Annotated in this window: 16 protein-coding genes; 13 read left to right on the top strand and 3 right to left on the bottom strand. The window is 58.9% G+C overall.

Annotation, left to right across the window (positions count from 1 at the left end):
* Positions 1-3: 3 nt before the first annotated feature.
* The 7 genes from traW to FJ694_RS01830 all read left to right on the top strand — a co-directional run bounded on the left by traW (position 4) and on the right by FJ694_RS01830 (position 10,360).
* A complete protein-coding gene (gene traW, locus FJ694_RS01860; protein WP_157263895.1) occupies positions 4-633 on the top strand; it encodes a type-F conjugative transfer system protein TraW in 630 nt (209 codons plus the stop codon).
* 5 nt (positions 634-638) lie between these two features.
* Positions 639-1,769, top strand: coding sequence for a TraU family protein (locus tag FJ694_RS01855; protein ID WP_157263893.1), 1,131 nt, complete (start codon positions 639-641; stop codon positions 1,767-1,769).
* An 8-nt stretch (positions 1,770-1,777) separates the two neighbouring features.
* Complete coding sequence (trbC, locus tag FJ694_RS01850; protein WP_157263891.1) at positions 1,778-2,527, top strand: type-F conjugative transfer system pilin assembly protein TrbC; 750 nt, start codon at positions 1,778-1,780, stop codon at positions 2,525-2,527.
* A complete protein-coding gene (locus FJ694_RS01845; protein ID WP_157263889.1) occupies positions 2,524-4,746 on the top strand; it encodes a conjugal transfer protein TraN in 2,223 nt (740 codons plus the stop codon). Before trbC ends, FJ694_RS01845 begins: the two co-directional genes overlap by 4 nt.
* Before the next feature lie 391 nt (positions 4,747-5,137).
* The gene (gene traF, locus FJ694_RS01840; RefSeq protein ID WP_157263887.1) at positions 5,138-6,031 is read left to right on the top strand and encodes a conjugal transfer protein TraF; all 894 of its coding nucleotides are present in this window, start codon (positions 5,138-5,140) and stop codon (positions 6,029-6,031) included.
* Between the two features lie 10 nt (positions 6,032-6,041).
* Positions 6,042-7,475, top strand: coding sequence for a conjugal transfer protein TraH (locus tag FJ694_RS01835; protein ID WP_157263885.1), 1,434 nt, complete (start codon positions 6,042-6,044; stop codon positions 7,473-7,475).
* A 20-nt stretch (positions 7,476-7,495) separates the two neighbouring features.
* Positions 7,496-10,360 (top strand): conjugal transfer protein TraG N-terminal domain-containing protein, encoded by a 2,865-nt coding sequence (locus FJ694_RS01830; protein WP_157263883.1) that lies wholly within the window; start codon positions 7,496-7,498, stop codon positions 10,358-10,360.
* Positions 10,361-10,376: 16 nt separating this feature from the next.
* Here FJ694_RS01830 and FJ694_RS01825 read toward each other — a convergent pair whose 3' ends face one another.
* On the bottom strand, positions 10,377-10,721 hold the full coding sequence (locus FJ694_RS01825; protein WP_157263881.1) for a hypothetical protein: 345 nt from the start codon (positions 10,719-10,721) through the stop codon (positions 10,377-10,379).
* Between FJ694_RS01825 and FJ694_RS01820 the strand changes: the two genes are divergently transcribed.
* On the top strand, positions 10,720-11,307 hold the full coding sequence (locus tag FJ694_RS01820) for a hypothetical protein (RefSeq protein WP_157263879.1): 588 nt from the start codon (positions 10,720-10,722) through the stop codon (positions 11,305-11,307). The two genes, FJ694_RS01825 and FJ694_RS01820, sit on opposite strands and share 2 nt — an antisense overlap.
* A 28-nt stretch (positions 11,308-11,335) precedes the next feature.
* A complete protein-coding gene (locus tag FJ694_RS01815) occupies positions 11,336-12,391 on the top strand; it encodes a S49 family peptidase (protein WP_157263877.1) in 1,056 nt (351 codons plus the stop codon).
* Between the two features lie 49 nt (positions 12,392-12,440).
* Here the strand turns inward: FJ694_RS01815 and FJ694_RS01810 are convergent, their stop codons facing one another.
* The gene (locus FJ694_RS01810; RefSeq protein WP_157263875.1) at positions 12,441-12,890 is read right to left on the bottom strand and encodes a hypothetical protein; all 450 of its coding nucleotides are present in this window, start codon (positions 12,888-12,890) and stop codon (positions 12,441-12,443) included.
* Positions 12,891-12,985: 95 nt separating this feature from the next.
* Positions 12,986-13,285 (bottom strand): KR domain-containing protein, encoded by a 300-nt coding sequence (locus FJ694_RS01805; RefSeq protein ID WP_157263873.1) that lies wholly within the window; start codon positions 13,283-13,285, stop codon positions 12,986-12,988.
* 252 nt (positions 13,286-13,537) lie between these two features.
* Between FJ694_RS01805 and FJ694_RS01800 the strand changes: the two genes are divergently transcribed.
* The 4 genes from FJ694_RS01800 to tnpC form a co-directional block, all read left to right on the top strand.
* Positions 13,538-13,855, top strand: coding sequence for a hypothetical protein (locus tag FJ694_RS01800; protein ID WP_157263871.1), 318 nt, complete (start codon positions 13,538-13,540; stop codon positions 13,853-13,855).
* A gap of 19 nt (positions 13,856-13,874) precedes the next feature.
* On the top strand, positions 13,875-14,210 hold the full coding sequence (tnpA, locus tag FJ694_RS01795; RefSeq protein ID WP_157263869.1) for an IS66 family insertion sequence element accessory protein TnpA: 336 nt from the start codon (positions 13,875-13,877) through the stop codon (positions 14,208-14,210).
* The gene (tnpB, locus tag FJ694_RS01790; RefSeq protein WP_157263867.1) at positions 14,210-14,584 is read left to right on the top strand and encodes an IS66 family insertion sequence element accessory protein TnpB; all 375 of its coding nucleotides are present in this window, start codon (positions 14,210-14,212) and stop codon (positions 14,582-14,584) included. Before tnpA ends, tnpB begins: the two co-directional genes overlap by 1 nt.
* Positions 14,584-15,708 (top strand): IS66 family transposase (tnpC, locus tag FJ694_RS01785; protein WP_157263865.1); only part of this gene is annotated, 1,125 nt, incomplete at its 3' end. The genes tnpB and tnpC, both read left to right, overlap by 1 nt.

Below are 15,708 nucleotides of genomic sequence, written 5' to 3'. Positions count from 1 at the left end.
ACCGTGGCCACGCTTCGCACTGCCTGTGTCCTGGCCGCGGCCATCGGTTGCTCATCCGCCTTTGCAGTCACGCTGGGCACCATCGGGCCGGTCTACCCGATCTCCGAGCCGCATTTCCTGGAGCAGCTGCTTGCCAAGCTGCGTGACAAGGAGAAGACCGGGGAGCTGCGCCGCCTGGAGCAGGAAGCGCGCGAGAGGGCAACAGCGTCGGTCATGAATCCGCAGGCCGTCGAGGGCATCAAGGTAGTCCGCTTCCCGCGCACCTTCTATGTCGATCCGACGTTCACTCTGGACCACAACATCACCGACCAGAACGGGCGTGTTCTGTTTCCGGCTGGCACCCGCAAGAATCCGTTGGAGGTGGTGCCGCTGTCCAAGCAGCTTCTCTTTTTCGACGGGCGCGACAAGGCGCAGCAGGCCATCGCGCGAGACCTCATCACGAGGAACCGCGGGCGGATCAAACCCATCCTGGTCGGCGGCAGCTACATCGAGCTCATGCGCGCCTGGAAGGTGCCCTTGTATTTCGACCAGCGCGGCACGTTGACGAGGCGTTTGGGCATCACCGGCGTGCCTGCTGTCGTTTCCCAAGAAGGCATGCGCCTTCGCATTGACGAAGTGGCGGTGACGCAGTGACCAGCATGCGCGTGCTCATCAGATCGCTGCTCCTGGTCGTGTTCTGGCTGGGGAGCCTGCCTTCACATGGTCAGTCGGCGCCTGCGCCGGCGCCCAGCGCCACGTGCCCTGGAAAGTTTCCGAACCCCATCACTGACATCTGCTGGTCCTGCATCCTGCCGATCACGCTGGGCTCGATGACGCTCATGAACATCGGCAGCCAGGAGGACAACGGCGACAACCCGGCCAGTCCAGTCTGCAGCTGCGGCGTGAACCCAACGGTGGGGCTCTCGATCGGCTATTGGGAACCTGCACGCCTCGTCGAAGTGACCCGCAAGCCGTTCTGCATGCCGACGCTCGGCGGCGTGACCTTGGACCCGGGCGTCTATGCGCCTCACGGGACCGTCTTTACACCCAACGAAAGTGACGGTTCCGGTTCGGCGTTCGCCCAAGCGCACTTCTACCTGAACCCGGTCCTGTACTGGCTCCAAGTGGTTGCGGACTTTCCTTGCTTGGAGCGGGGTTCTCTGGATCTCGTGTACCTGACCGAGGTTGACCCTCTCTGGAATGACGACGAGCTCACGCTGCTCCTGAACCCGGATGCGCTGCTGTTTGCGAATCCGATTGCGGTGGCTGCTTGTGCTGCCGATTGCGTTTCCGCGACGGTAGGCTTCGGACTGAAGTCACTTTTCTGGTGCGGTGGCTGTCAGGGGGGCATCTACCCGTTCGACGGCAACGTGCCGTATGCCATGGGTGGGCTGCGAAATGCCGAGCTGCTGGCTCACCGCTTGACGGCCAAGATGCACCGAGAACTCATCGCCTGGGGATGGCACGGGCAGAAAGGCATGTGCGGGCCCTACTTCGAGCCGGTGATGGACAAGACCGCGTACAAGACCCAGCTCGTCTACCCGATCCCGACGACCGCATCCAACGGGCTTTCGTGCAGCGGCGGCGACGCGCTGCAATCGTCCTCAGGCATGTGCCGCAAGCCGGATGGCACGCTGTACAGCCCAATGGCTGTCGCCGGCGAAGGACGATGCTGCCGGCCGTTCGGCCGCACCACGGTACTTTGGGGAGCCGGGAAGCAGTATCCGGTCCGCGGTGAAGACTTTTCTTTCATGTTGTTCCGCAAGCGCAACTGCTGCGTCGGGTTTTGAGGTGCACCATGCGCGTCTTCAAAATCGCCTCAACAGCCCTACTGGGCGCCGGCCTCGCCGCTGCGTTGGCACAGAGTGCAGCGCAGGTGACCCCCGCCGACATCGAGCGCGCCAAGCGTAGCCAGCCGGTCATCACGCAGCAGGACATCGACCGCGCCGTGCGACAGCACGGCATGCCCAACGCGGCGGACCTGGCGAAGGTCCCTCCAGCCGGCGCGCCCAATATTGGAGCCCTTCCAAGCCCCACCCCGTCACAGGCTCGCCAACAGGTGGATCTGGCAGCAGTGGCCAGAGGTTTCGAAGCTGGTGGCAATGCACCGACCGCGCTCCTGCCAGGCGGAGGTCCGGCGCTGCTGGTGTTCATCAGCTTTTCGATGCCGGATGCCACGTTGGCACGGCTCGTGGAGCAAGCGGCGAGGTCGAATGCCACCCTGGTTGTAAGGGGCCTGATCTCAAACTCCTTGCAGCAGACGGCGCTGCGTGCACGGCAGCTCATCGGCCAACGAAAAGTCGGCTTCCAGCTCGACCCGCAGGCATTTGACCGGTTCGGGGTGAACGTCGTACCGACGTTCGTCCTGCTGAAGGATGGCGCCGTGCCGGCACCATGCGCCGCGGGCACGTGCTATCCCAACGCCAGCTTCGCTGCGGTGTCAGGGGATGTCAGCGTCGACTATGCGCTGGAGCACATCAAGCGGGCCGCGCCATCGTTTGGCAAAGAGGCTGGCGTGCTGCTCTCCGCCATGAAAGCCCGGCCATGAGAAGCGGCGTACGTGCTTTGGTTTGGGTGCTCGCAGCCACTCTCGCGCTGGGCAGGCCCGTCGCCTTTGCGCAATCACCCTTCAACGACGGCCTCGCTGCTGGAAACGCCGCCAATGCCAGTGCCCGGGGAACCGTGAATCCGGCCAACGCTGCAGCCGTGGTCCCGGGCTACACCTCCACTCCGCCAGAGGCCGCTTTGGCTGGCCGCCCCGCGCTGGGCGCAGAAGCTCAAAACAGGCTTGCCGCCTGTGCAACCACCCCGGGCGACGTTAACTGCCAGGCGCTGCGCAATGCCGTGAACTCGGCCAATGCGCCACGACCTGGGCTATCTCTGGGCGATGCCGGTGTCGCCGGTGCCGACCGGATCGCGCGCAATCCGGCTCTCGGGCTTGGCAACCTCGCCAGCTACTACAGCGGCTGCACCACCGGCACGACGACCACGCCCGCCCGCACTGAAGTTCGCAGCTGCCTGCGCTACGAAGCAGGTAGCCCTGTGGATTGCTCGAACCGGCTGAACGTCGCAGTGGAACGCGGATCTACTTGCGAGCCAGGATCTTTCTTCTCATCGGCTGCTGCAGGCCCCTACCGTGTCGAGGCGCAGTGCCTACCAGATCGCGACAACGGCCAGCAGCACTTCCGCCTAACGGAGAGCGGACGGTTCGTCGCTGAATTCGACCTCAGCACGGGCAACGTCTCACCGATGCCCGCCCTGGTTGGCAATGCCGGCGATGTCATCGGCCGGCTGTTCTTCAAGGGAGTTTATGCCGCCAGTAACGGCTGCCTTGGTGGTACGTGCCAGGTATCGGTATTTGTCGCGTCCTTGGTATACGGCGAGTGCAGCAGATTTCCGAATGCGTTTGGCTGTGGCGAACGGTACCCGTTTCGCCGGAACGCATCGAATACAGGCTGGGAGACCAACCCAAACTATCCGTCTCAGCTGCAACGAATGGACTTGGTGTACCAGCAACCCAGCACTGCACACGAAGAAATTGACACATGGGCAAATTCTTGCCCGACCAATCAAACAGCTGGCAGATGCAAGGTGGTATCCGCCCCCGTCTGTGTTGACGGGCCATCAACCAAAACGATCGATGGAGTAGCGGTAACGCGCTCTTGCTGGGAATACAAAAGCGCAATGGATTGCGGTGGTGGCGGCATCCAGGACCAGTGTTCCGCCCTGACCTCGCAAAGCTGCAAGAAAATTGGGGCCGAATGCCAAAGCAGAAACGCAAGCACTGGGATATGTGAGGTCTACAAAGATAACTACTCCTGCGATCTTCCAGCACAAACGGCTACCACGGCAAGCAACTGTCCCTCCGACGTTTTCTGTCTTGGAGGAAATTGCTTCAATATCTCCTCCGTTGCGGATGCCGATTTCGCTCGCGCCATGACATATATGGAAGCCGCCCGTCATGGCGGTGTCTACCTGGACCCGGCGCGCATGGAGGTATTTCAAGGCGAAGCGGGGAGTTGCCGTAATCGCTTGTTCACCAACTGCTGCAAGAAGGACAGCAGCGGAAAAGGATTGACAAATCAATCCGCCTTCGGCGTTGGAACGAAGCTCGTGTACGACGTTCTAATGAAAGCTGAAAACCGAGAATTTGTCTACTACGGGCTCAAGGCGTTGCTGGGAAGTGCCGGTTTCAGCGGCAGCTTCACTTCTTACGGAATCACCATTGCTGTGAATGGCACCGCCATTCCCGCCGGCTCTACCGTTTTATATTCGTCATCCGCTGCGGCGGGCCAGGGTGTCGTTATCGCATTCGACCCTTGGTCGTTGGCGCTGGCCGTAGTTGTATTCGTAGTCCTCTCGATGATGTCTTGCAACGAAGAAGAAGGGCGAATGGCATTGCAAGAAGGCGCAGGACTCTGCCACGAAATCGGGACTTACTGCTCCTCGTGTATTCGAGTTCTTGGTAAGTGCGTTTCCTGCATCGAACGCACAACGGGAAAATGTTGTTTCAACTCGCTGCTGGCTCGACTCATTAATGAGCAAGGGCGAGCTCAAATCGGCAAGGGCTGGGGGTCCGCACGAAGGCCGGAATGCAGCGGCTTCACGGTCGAGCAGCTCCAGGCACTCAATTTCGGCGCAATGGATTTCAGCAAGTTTTACGCTTCCATCTCGCCAACCATGCCGGACATCAATGCCCTGCGTTCGCAGAACTCCGGAAAGGTATCGTCTTGCTATTACGGGGCAGGCAAATGCGCAACTCCATGAATTCTATGGCGGTCCTAACAGTACCCGCGATTCTTGTTGCTGGAGCATGGGGCAACCTTGTGAGCGCCGCCCCCCCACTGGCCGTCGAAAATCTGCGATCGCTGCTGGTCGCCGCTATCGACTCACCGACCGGGGAGGCATCGGCCGAACTCTCCGGTGAGATGATTTCCGCTATCTCCGCCCGATTCAAGGCGTCCGGCCCGCTCAAGGCACAGGTCACGACCCTCCGCCGTCTCAAGCAGCCAGGCTGCAGCCGGCTCAACGTGCGGCTATCCCAGGACGGAATACAGCTTCCCGGTGCTCCGTCGCCTCAGCCGAGGACGCTAGATATCGGGATGAATTATTGCCGGGATGGCTCTGCGCCGGTGAGTGCTGAGTAAAGGTGCGGACCATGTATCGCAAAATCATTGCAGTTATCGTCTCGACTCTTACAGTGGCCGCTGGACCAGTCGCCGCTCAGCGTGCCTCAAACCCAGCATCGCCTGCATCCCTTTCGATCGCGGACAGCCCCCCTACGTCGAATCAATCCTTCCTGGATGACATCCGACGCGGTTGGCATTTTTTCAACGATCCTGAGCCGGAGGTCGATGAACCTACGGAACGAGCGAAACCTGCTCCACGTGTCTCCCGTCAAACAAAAGACGCTGACACAGAAGACCTGCGCCGGTTCGAGGCAATGCAAAAGGAACTGGAGCAGTATAGAAAAGTTGCAGTCTTGAATCCCACCGACAATAATGTCCGCAGGTATATGGAAATGGAGAATCGGGTCTACCGGATGGCGGGACGGTTCTCTGAAGTCACCCAGCGGGTTGCTTGGTCCACGCCTGAGCTGGATATGTCTTTGCAAGGTCGCCCTATTAACGCACGGGCAATTGATGTGTTCGACAAAGTTCAGGCCGGGCAGCGCCAAGAAGCTATAGCGGCATTGGCCAAGAGCCATGTCATGATTTTCTTTTTTAGGAGCGATTGTCCCTACTGCCACGCCTTCTCACCGACTTTACGGGCCTTCGAGGCTAAGTCCGGTATCAAGGTCGTGCCTGTAAGTCTGGATGGTGGGGGGGTGCCTGTTTATCCGGAACCACGACGCGACAACGGCATCGCCACGACGCTGCAAGTGACCCAGGTCCCTGCCCTCTATTTGGCCGAGCCTGCATCGGGAAAAATCACGCCGATTGGATTTGGAATACTTTCGGAGTCGCAGTTGATAGAAAGAATTTCGACCGTCTCTACTCCTGGTGCAGAAGCAACCCTGCCCTCGGCGACGCGACGGATCCGGCTGCAGTGAGGACGACGCCATGAAGCACCACTCCTATTTCCGAAAAGTCGTGGTTCTCGGGGCAGCTGCGTCTTTAGCACTTGCCCCGTTGCAACTCAGAGCAGGAAACCTTGATGCCGAAGTAAACGATATGTTCAATTCGCTTGGCGCAGTAGGCAATTACAGCGCTCCAGGTGCATTCAAAGGCCAGACCTATAACACTCTCACTGGCGGTAGCCTTTACGTGCGATCGCCGAATCGAACGTATCAGCTCCTTACCATGAACTATCCATCGGCAAAAGCGGGATGCGGAGGAATTGACCTCTTCGGCGGCAGCATGTCCGCCATTTCGGCGGAAGAATTCAAGGCAATGCTGCAAAACATAACGTCGGCTTTGCCAGGCATAGCATTTCAAGTGGCTCTAGATGCTGTGTCGCCATTGCTTGGCGGTATAACGAAGTGGGCTAAAAGTCTTGAATCGTGGATCAATAACGCACGTATCAATAGTTGCGAGACTGCCAGTTCCTTAGTTTCAAACGCCATGGAAGCTAGCGGCGTGAGCGCAACTGACATGTGCGCCAAGATTGCGGTATCAACGGGCTTGGAGCCTGATATCAATAAGGCGCGCCAACGCTGTAAAAACGATAGAGCTTCAATATTAAAGGCCTCACGCGATTCAGGTGGGCCAGACAGCGACTTGGCTCCCTTTGTGGGAAACTTAACTTGGGTGGCTCTTCAAAAGGTACCTGATCTGGATGACGCGTCTCGTGAGATCGCGATGAGCATCATAGGCACCTACATATACTATCCTGAAGAAGCAGAAAAGCAACCCGACGTTTTTGCTCCTACTATTAAGGATATTGGAACCCTGCTTAACGGTCAACAAGACGCCGGGAGTGGAAAAGTTCGTATACAAATGCTGAAGTGCAATAACTACAGCAGCTGCGACACGGTTCGTTATGAAGATGTTGAGCACACACCTCTGACTACACGCGTCGAGCAGTTGATGACTCAGATTGCCGATCATATCCGCAACCGAGCCGCTTATGGCCCGGCAGATGGTCGTTTGATTAATTTTGTCAACGCGACGTCGATACCGATATGGCGTCTGCTTGCGATCGGAAGTACGACGCCTAACTCAGATCTAAATACCGTTTTGATCCAAAACTACAAGCATGTCGTGGCAACCGACTACGCGATGATGTTTCTGAACCGTTTTGCCTCTGTCGGCTTGAGCGCTTTGCAAAGGAATTACCGGTTGGACAAGAATCAAAAGGAGGATGCGAACCGCCTGCGTGGCGATCTGCAACATTTCTTGAGCCTTTTGCACGCTGATCTATCAGCTAAATATCAAAAACTCGCTTCTGTATCCCAAGTCACGGCAGATATCGAGCAGTTAGACCGGAGGCTGCGAGTGAACATGTCTTCGCACGTCTCCGACATGCTTCGACAGTCATATCTTGGGCCGAGATAGTTGAAGCTGAGGGGCACAAAATGTGGGAAATCTACGCATACCATAATAGCGAAGCACTGGCCGGCATCTTTAACGCTTTGGCCGCAATCATCAGTGCGCAAGGATATCTTGGATCGGTTGCTGCTGTCGCGGTATGCGGATTTTTCGCCGCTATGGTGGCTTATATGTTTGCGCCCGACAAACTGCAAGGGTGGAAATGGCTTGGAAGTGTCGTACTGATCTATGGAGTAATGATTCTGCCGCGCGCGACTGTTGGTGTGGTGGATAAAACGGGTGGTTCTGCCGTCACAGTCATACAGAATGTGCCGTTCGGCGCTGCCGCTTTGGGTGGGTTGACCAGCTCGATTGGCAATACGCTAACACAATTATTCGAGGCTGCATTCCAGGTAATGCCTGGCAATGGCTCGCTCCCGGCTGAGCTGGCGTATCAGCAGAACGGCATGATGTTCGGTAGCCGATTAATTCAAGAGTCCCGCCGTGTAGCGTTCTCCGATCCTTATCTTCGCGCTGATCTTTTGAATTTTGTCGAAAACTGTACGGTTTATGATCTAGAGGATCGTTCGATCGGTCCAGCGGATTTCAACAAGTCCGCCGATTTGTGGGCGGCGATGCGAACGACCAATCCGGCTCGCTTTTCAACGGTGTCTGATGACACTGGAGTCACCACCAAGCCGTGCGATGAAGCATATGTGATGTTGGATATGCGTATGCCAGCTCAAGTAAACGGCCTGGCGCAAAAGCTCAGCGGAAAGTTATATCCATCATTGCCAAGCGTTGCGGCGCAGAATGCTCTACTTAACGCTATTCCGCAAGCCTACATAGTCACTCAAATGCAGGCGGCGTCACTCGGAGCGACAGGGTTGCTTCGACAAAATGCCCTCATAAACGCCATCAATGACGCTTCGGAGATGCGCTGCCAGCGAATAAATGATCCCAGTTGCATGATGATGGCCACTGGTCGGGCAAATGCGGTGGCTGCTCAAAACGCTGCTTGGATAAATGGTGCCAAGATATCCGAGCAGGCGCTCCCGATTGTGCGAAATGCTGCTGAAGCTCTCACATACGCGGTATTTCCAATTATTGTTCTTTTGCTGTTTCTAACAAGCGGTAGGGGAACCATCACCGTCCTGAGTGGTTACCTTACGGTTTTGGTTTCCATTCAACTGTGGCCGCCCTTGTTTGCTGTGTTGAGCTACATGGGTTCGATTTACGCACAGTTTGATCAGGCTGCCGCTGTCGATATCGGCGGAGGGCTAAAAGTTCTGTCGCTTGAAACCGCCAACGGTGTATACGGCAATTCGATTTCCGCCCAGGCGGTCGTTTCTTATCTCATCATAGCGATTCCTCCGCTTTCATATGCTCTTGCTAATAGGCTGGTATCTTTTGGATCGACCTTAACCGGCGGCTTATTTGGTCTCCAGTCGACGATTGGAAACACGTCGTCAGCTGCTGCTGCCGGTAACGTGAGCCTAGGAAACATGACGCTTGATCAGCGGATGGTTTCGCCTATGGCATCTAATCCGTTTGTCAGTAGAACTCAGGATATTCAGGGCAATTGGCTTACGCGGGATGGCACAGGTAGAACCGCAGTTTCCTTCCTGCGTAACGAAGGGATTGCTTCGGTTGAAGCTTCCGCAAAGGTGACTGCGTCACACGTGGAGATGGCCAATAAAGCTGTATCTGCGGCCAAAGGCGAGTTGGTTTCGTCTGCTTCTTCGACGGCGTCAATACTCAGCGACGTTTACAGCCGTGCCACCTCGACGTCTCGTGGCACTCGGAACTCGGCTGGTCAAACCGTAAGTGCAAATGAGGAAATGACGTCGGCTTTGGAGACGATGAAAGGTGCCGTATCCAGGGCATCGAAGGCCACCAATGTGGGAGAAGACCAAACCGCTAACGCTCTCTTCAGACTGGCCGTTACGCCGGGCTTACTTGGCGCAATCGGCAGCAAGGTCGCTGGTGTCAGAATGGGCGCTCAAATGGAAAAAAATTATGCATTCAAGCTGAATGAGGTGGAATCGAAAGTGCTCGACGCCGTAGACTCTGACACGTTGAAGCGAGTTAAGAGTTTTGCTGACCGTGTGAGCCGAGATACAAGCTTCTTGAATTCCATATCAACTGACAGTACCAGCGGTTCTTCGTTCTCTTCAGCGTTGAATCGCAGCAAGACGCGGCTTGATTCCGCAGAGGCTAGGTTCAATGAGGCGGTCACCCGAGCAGAGGAATTTAGGAGTGCTCGTGATTCGGGGGTTGGCGGTACATATAACGTAACCGCTGATCCAGTGAACTCGTATATGTTGTATGAGTTGAATGAGGCTGCGCGCAGGTATCACGGCAATCCGCAGGCAATGGCCGCGCATCTAGCTTCCGGGCTGGGAAACATCTCAGCAACTCCATCCAGGTGGTCTGACGGAACCGCTGTGCCTGCTTCTACTGCAGACGTTAGGCAGTTGCATGGTGCTAATGCGGGCACTGTCCGGGGTGACCACGGTCGGCATGATGGCCCTGGGCGTGGCTCCTCTGGAGGAAGTGGTAGGCCAGGCCGGCCAGGTTCGCCTTCTTCCCGGCCCAGTGCTTCAACCGATACTGATACCGCTCTTTTGCCAGGTGCAATCGCACCTCCGAAAGAATTGGAGGACAGCAATCGGTTCCGTGAAGGCGTCAACAGTGGTGGTGATAAAGGTTTGGCCAATCGCCAGCCCAAAGACTTCGACAAAGATCACGGCATCGTTAGAGACAAGAATGGCCGTCCTTCTATGCAAGGAAGCATGGTCGGGCGTACTGGAGAAATGGTTGTTAGAGATGCAAGCGGTGTTGTAAAGGGAATGGTCAGTGACGTGCAGCGGCAAATTGAGGAAGAAAAGCAGCGCAAACGTCCAAGGTAGCACCTAGTGGTCAAAGTCAATGGCGCTCGTGCGGAGGATAGTGGCTTGGTGACTGATCTTGCGAGAAGTAGAACGCTTCAGTCTCGTCTCGCTGCGTATATGAATTCTTTGCTGATAGCGTCATCAACACAAATGCAGCTATACCAATAATCGCCGCAGTTATGGAACGCGTTGCTGTGTCGAACCCCATGTCTGGAATTAGACTTGCTATCGACACCACTATGGCAATAGCTAGTCGCACCGCTGTTAGCTTCAAACTGTTACGCATGGATCTGCCTCCTGTTGCAATGACGGTTTCTACTTTGAGGTCCTTGGTCTGGGAGATCGTTATGAAGCGAGTCGGTTTCGTGTCAAGGTCCATGCTGGCCTTGTGTGCGATCAGTGTCGCACCGTGCTCAGAAGCAGTGGCGCTCCATGGCAACAAGGCTACCGATGACTCGGTCTGTGACCTCGCTCCTCACACGATCGAGAGGCTATCGCGGAAGGCGTTGGTGCCATGGACCGCTAGCGCCGCGGATCAAGCCGAGGCTTACTTCAGACTAGGTGCCAACTTCATCGTCAAAAACTGCGTTGACAAACAAATCCTCATCCTGCACGGCAGTACTGACAACCAAGTTGATTCGCTTGTTTTGGAGAATATTGCCAATCGCGCGTGCGTAGCAGCCGAAGTACGACGCGCCTCTCTGCCTGTTGAAAGAGCGGGTCGTTCTTCTCAAGGAATCGAGCTTCGTTGTCCTATCGCGAAACATTCACTACTCGGTGCCGATCTGACCGCGCGCGAGAGCAAGGAATCTCTCCGTGCGCTTCTGCTGCGTATGCAGCAGTCCAACCACGCCACCAGCGACGATAAAAAATCTGTCGGTGTTGAGGCGCTTGGTGCACGGGATTGCTCGAAAGTATCGCTTGGAACCGTTGTACTCGGCGGTGCCTCGTCCGGTTGCAAGTGAAATTCACCTTCAATTAACGGGCTAGATCATGACTTCAGACAGATCGAGCGACCATGGCAGTGGTCACGAAAAAGGTCCGGTAGATGACTCCGCTGGATCTCACGAGCGAGACCACTTTCGGCTGATACTTGAATTGGTGCGTGAGATGCGGTCGCAGCGGCAGTCGTTTGAAACTGCGCAAAACTTGGCTGTTTCCGAACGGCGATCCGAGCGCCGCTGGAAGATGATGTTTCAGGCACTCGTCTTTGGTGTGCCCGTATTGCTTGGTATATTATATTTCTTATTTTTTCTTAGCACTACTGGGTTTCAGTGGGGACCGTTTGGAAAAGCGGTCGGCGTTGTTAGAATTGAAGGACCCATTGCAGCAGGTGAGCGTGCATCTGCAGACAAAATAGTTCCCTTGTTGGAGAAGGCGTTTTCTAATGCCAGCGTCGAGGCCGTGGTGTTGTCTATAGACAGCCCAGGTGGAGCTCCGGTTGAGTCAGAGCGCATATATACGGCCATTGGGTTTTATAAAAAGCAGTATCCAAAGCCCGTCATTGCCGTAGTCAATAATCTGGGGGCAAGCGCGGCATATCTTATTGCTCTTCACGCCGACCGGATTGTGGCAGGCAAGTATTCGCTGGTTGGCTCTATCGGGGCAGTCATAGCTCCCTGGCAGCTGGACAAGGCAATCGCCAAGTTTGATGTCTCCCAGCGCGTTTACGCGTCCGGAAAGCTCAAGGCGTTCTTGAATCCATTCACGCCAGTTTCGCCTGAAGTAGATGCGAAGGCGCAAATGCTTGTTGATCAAACTGCCGCGGTTTTTGTGAATGAGGTGAAGTCCCGGCGTTCGTCCAAGTTGAAGGCTGGTGTCAACATCGCGACAGGCGAAGTGTGGCCGGGGCCAGAAGCGCTAGTAGTCGGCCTAGTGGACGAGATTGGTACCTTGGATGAATTCGTCCGGACTAACTTTAAATCTAACGTTTACGATTTCGGTCCGAACACCAGCTCGACGGGATTCCTTGGCCGGGCGGTTCAAGATGCTGTTGTCTCGGTGCTGGAAGGGGTAGCGTTGCGTTCTGGTGAGCTGCAATTGCGGTAGTAGGCGCGGTTTGCATCGTTGAAGAACCTCACACGCTGCGAAGGCTGGTTTAAGAAGTGGCCGTCGACTCGGCGAAGCGCCTCTGGCGCTTGCTTTCTGACACCTCCACCGCTTCGAGGCTGCGCGGCGCCCGATCCTGCACTTGGCGGTGGATGGAGCCGGCCTCGTCCTCCGGCTCCCAGTCGGCTCGCACGGGGCGCCGCGCCACCGCCAGCACGGCCTGACGCTGCGCCGCGTTCAGCAGTTGAAGCGCGGCTGCAGCCGTGTCGTGCTGTGCCATCGCTGCATCGAGCAGGCAGCGCCACTGGCGCACCATGCCCTGCTCGGTGCTGGGCTCGAATAGCGCCGTTGCGCAGATCCAGTACTGCCCCATGGTGGTACCGCCGGCGTCATGCACTTCCAGCGACATCTCGTAGCCCGGCGCCGGGTTTCTCGGCTCGAAGGGCTGCGCCCGCAGCCTGGCCGCGGAGGGCCGCTCGCGGGGCGAACTCGGTGGCACCGGCTTTCGCCACCAACTGATCCAGGCCCTGAGACCGTGCCGGCTCCCGGGACGCGTGAGGTGCCCTGCGCGCCGGGCACCATGCCCCGCTCCTTTCAAATGACGTTGTCCAAATCCGCGCCCGCTGCGGCGGCCTGCTGCCTCCATGCGTCTTGGAAGGCGCAGGCCGCCGTGTACGCGGGTTGCCTCACTGCGCCCGACTGCGCGGTGAGCGGCGAGCACAGCGCGAAGACCTCCTGCATCTCCCCGCACAGCAGCGCCGCCAGGTTCAGCGTGCCGCCCACCTTGGCCGCGAACATCGCCTTTGCGTGCCGCTCTTTCGCCAGGGTGAGTACGCGCCCCTCGGCCGCGCCTACCGCGTGCACGACGCCCTGTAGCACCCCGAAGCGGGCCATCTGCCTCCAGCGCCGCTGGCAAGGAGTGCCCGTCGGCCGTGGCCACATGCACACAGCACCATCGCGTCGACGCGCTGCAGCCGTTCCACGTCCGCCGCGGCGGGCTCGCCGCGCGACGCCAGCTCCAGCCACATGCCCCGGCCGTGCACGCGGACGGCAGCTGCTGCACCGGCCGCGCACGCAAAGCCTGCAGCGACTGCAGCCGGCCAACCTCTACGCCGGAGAGGTCCAGGCCGGTGTAGGACCCGCAACGTGCTGGTGCCGCTGCGGGAGAACACCTCGGTGTCGGAGCCTGCAGCGCTGCGACAGGAACTGCGCCGATTGCAAATCGAGCCCTTCGCCTGGGTCATCAACGGCAGCCTGGCTGCCTCGGGCACCACCTCGCCCGTGCTGGCCGGCCGCATCGCGGTCGAGCGCGTGAAGATGCAGCGGGTGACTGCGCGCTTGGCACCACGGACCTTCGTGGTGCCCTGGTGCGTGCACAGCCGCGCATTAGCGTCGAGGGTAAGCGGTCGCCCTGCGGCGTCCTTCACCGCGGCCTTGCCATCCGAACAATGCCCTCATCGGTAACGCATGAGGAGCGACAAGGATGGAAGCAGGCAGGCAAGTCGTCAGGCGGCGGCGGCTGGACGAGCCGGCATGGCGTGAGGTGCTGCAGCGCTTCGACGGCGCCAGGATGACGGTGGAGGACTTCTGCCGTGCCGAGGGACTGTGCCGCAGCAGCTTCACCCGCTGGCGCCGACGGCTGCGTACGCCGGCTGAGGGTGCTGTGCCGGTGGTGGCGAAGGCGTCCAAGCAGGAGACGCCAACGGCGTTCGTGGATCTTGGGATGCTCGGTAGCGGTGGGAGCGCTGCGCCGCTGCCCGCGCTGGACCTGCGCATCGAGCTCGGCGGCGGCGTGGTGGTGCACCTGGTGCGGCGCTGATGTTCTTCCCCGAGGGCCGCATCCGCGTGTTCCTCTACGGCAAGCCCGTGGACATGCGCAACTCCTTCGACGGCCTCTACGCGCTGGCGCGCCACGGTCTGCAGCAGGACCCGTTGAGCGGGCATCTCTTCGTGTTCGTCAACCGGCGCGCTTCGCACATGAAGATCTTGTATTTTGACCGCAGCGGCTGGTGCGTTTGGGCCAAGCGGCTCGAGGCCGGGCGCTTCATCCGGGACTGGTCCGCGGTGTCGCACCGCGAGATGGACTGGACGGCGCTGAAGCTCATGCTCGAAGGCATCGAGCCTCAGCGCCAAGCCAAGCGCTACCGCCATGGCAGCGCAGTGCCGCCGTCGTCCCCGGTAACATCGGCGTGATGTCGACCACGCTGCCTGCCCGCCCTGTTGCTGCCGCCGATGCGGCCGTGCTGGACGTGCAGCAGCTCGCAGCCCTGGTGCAGCGCCAGGCCGATCTCATCGAGGCGCAGCAGCGCCAGATCGACTGGTTCAAGCGCCAGCTGTTCGGTCGCAAGAGCGAGCGCTTCGTGCCGCCGCCCGACCCTCAGCAGATGCACCTGGGGCAGTTGCTGGGCGAAGCCCCCGCCACGGCCGGGGCCGACGACTCCACCAGCGAGGTCGGCTCGCACAAGCGCCGCAAGCCGCGCAGCGACTTCGCCGATGACGGCGTGGGCGTGTCGTTCTTCGACGAGACGAAGGTGCCGGTTCACACCATCGAGGTGGTCAATCCCGAGGTGCAGACGCTCGCGCCCGAGCAGTACCAGGTCATCGGCGAGAAGGTCAGCTACCGACTTGCGCAGCGCCCGGGGGCGTACGTCGTGCTCAAGTACGTGCGCCCTGTGATCAAGCGGCTCGACACCCTGGCGCTGCACTGCCCCAGTGCTCCCGAGGGCGTCATCGAGGGCAGCCGCGCCGACGTGAGCTTCCTCGCAGGCTTGCTGCTGGACAAGTTCGCCTGGCATCTGCCTTTGTACCGCCAGCACCAGCGCCTGCTCGACGCGGGCTTCAAGCTCAGCCGCGGCTGGCTGACGCAACTGGTGCAGCAGGGGGCGCAGCTGCTGCAGCCGATCTACGACGCCCAGTTCGAGTCCATCCGCCTGTCGCGGGTGAAGGCCATGGACGAGACGCCCATCAAGGCCGGCCGCACAGGCACGGGCAAGATGCGCGCAGGCTACTTCTGGCCGGTGTACGGCGAGCTCGACGAGGTGTGCTTCCCATACTTCGAGTCCCGGCGCCACGAACACGTGCAACAGGCCCTGGGACTGCACAACGTGCCCGGCGCGGTGCTGCTGTCCGACGGGTACGAGGCCTACGGCAAGTACGCCAAGAAGACCGGGATCACCCACGCCCAGTGCTGGGTTCATTGCAGGCGCAACTTCTTCGACGCCCAGAACACCGAGCCGCGGGTGGCCGCCGAGGCCCTGCGCCAGATCGCTGCCCTCTACGAGATCGAGGAGCACATCCGCGATCACAAGCTCAAGGGC

It is taken from the genome of Azohydromonas aeria (assembly GCF_009760915.1).
Lineage (GTDB): Bacteria > Pseudomonadota > Gammaproteobacteria > Burkholderiales > Burkholderiaceae_C > Azohydromonas > Azohydromonas aeria.
This window is presented reverse-complemented; position numbering and strand designations above follow the sequence as displayed.

Bases quoted from the DNA above. Each gene is read 5' to 3' on its own strand.
- FJ694_RS01830 (WP_157263883.1), top strand. From the start codon at position 7,496: ATGTGGGAAATCTACGCATACCATAATAGCGAAGCACTGGCCGGCATC.
- trbC (WP_157263891.1), top strand. From the start codon at position 1,778: ATGCGCGTCTTCAAAATCGCCTCAACAGCCCTACTGGGCGCCGGCCTC.
- FJ694_RS01855 (WP_157263893.1), top strand. From the start codon at position 639: ATGCGCGTGCTCATCAGATCGCTGCTCCTGGTCGTGTTCTGGCTGGGG.
- FJ694_RS01805 (WP_157263873.1), bottom strand. From the start codon at position 13,285: ATGGCCCGCTTCGGGGTGCTACAGGGCGTCGTGCACGCGGTAGGCGCG.
- FJ694_RS01845 (WP_157263889.1), top strand. From the start codon at position 2,524: ATGAGAAGCGGCGTACGTGCTTTGGTTTGGGTGCTCGCAGCCACTCTC.
- tnpB (WP_157263867.1), top strand. From the start codon at position 14,210: ATGTTCTTCCCCGAGGGCCGCATCCGCGTGTTCCTCTACGGCAAGCCC.
- FJ694_RS01815 (WP_157263877.1), top strand. From the start codon at position 11,336: ATGACTTCAGACAGATCGAGCGACCATGGCAGTGGTCACGAAAAAGGT.
- FJ694_RS01835 (WP_157263885.1), top strand. From the start codon at position 6,042: ATGAAGCACCACTCCTATTTCCGAAAAGTCGTGGTTCTCGGGGCAGCT.
- traF (WP_157263887.1), top strand. From the start codon at position 5,138: ATGTATCGCAAAATCATTGCAGTTATCGTCTCGACTCTTACAGTGGCC.
- FJ694_RS01825 (WP_157263881.1), bottom strand. From the start codon at position 10,721: ATGGACCTTGACACGAAACCGACTCGCTTCATAACGATCTCCCAGACC.
- tnpA (WP_157263869.1), top strand. From the start codon at position 13,875: ATGGAAGCAGGCAGGCAAGTCGTCAGGCGGCGGCGGCTGGACGAGCCG.
- FJ694_RS01820 (WP_157263879.1), top strand. From the start codon at position 10,720: ATGCTGGCCTTGTGTGCGATCAGTGTCGCACCGTGCTCAGAAGCAGTG.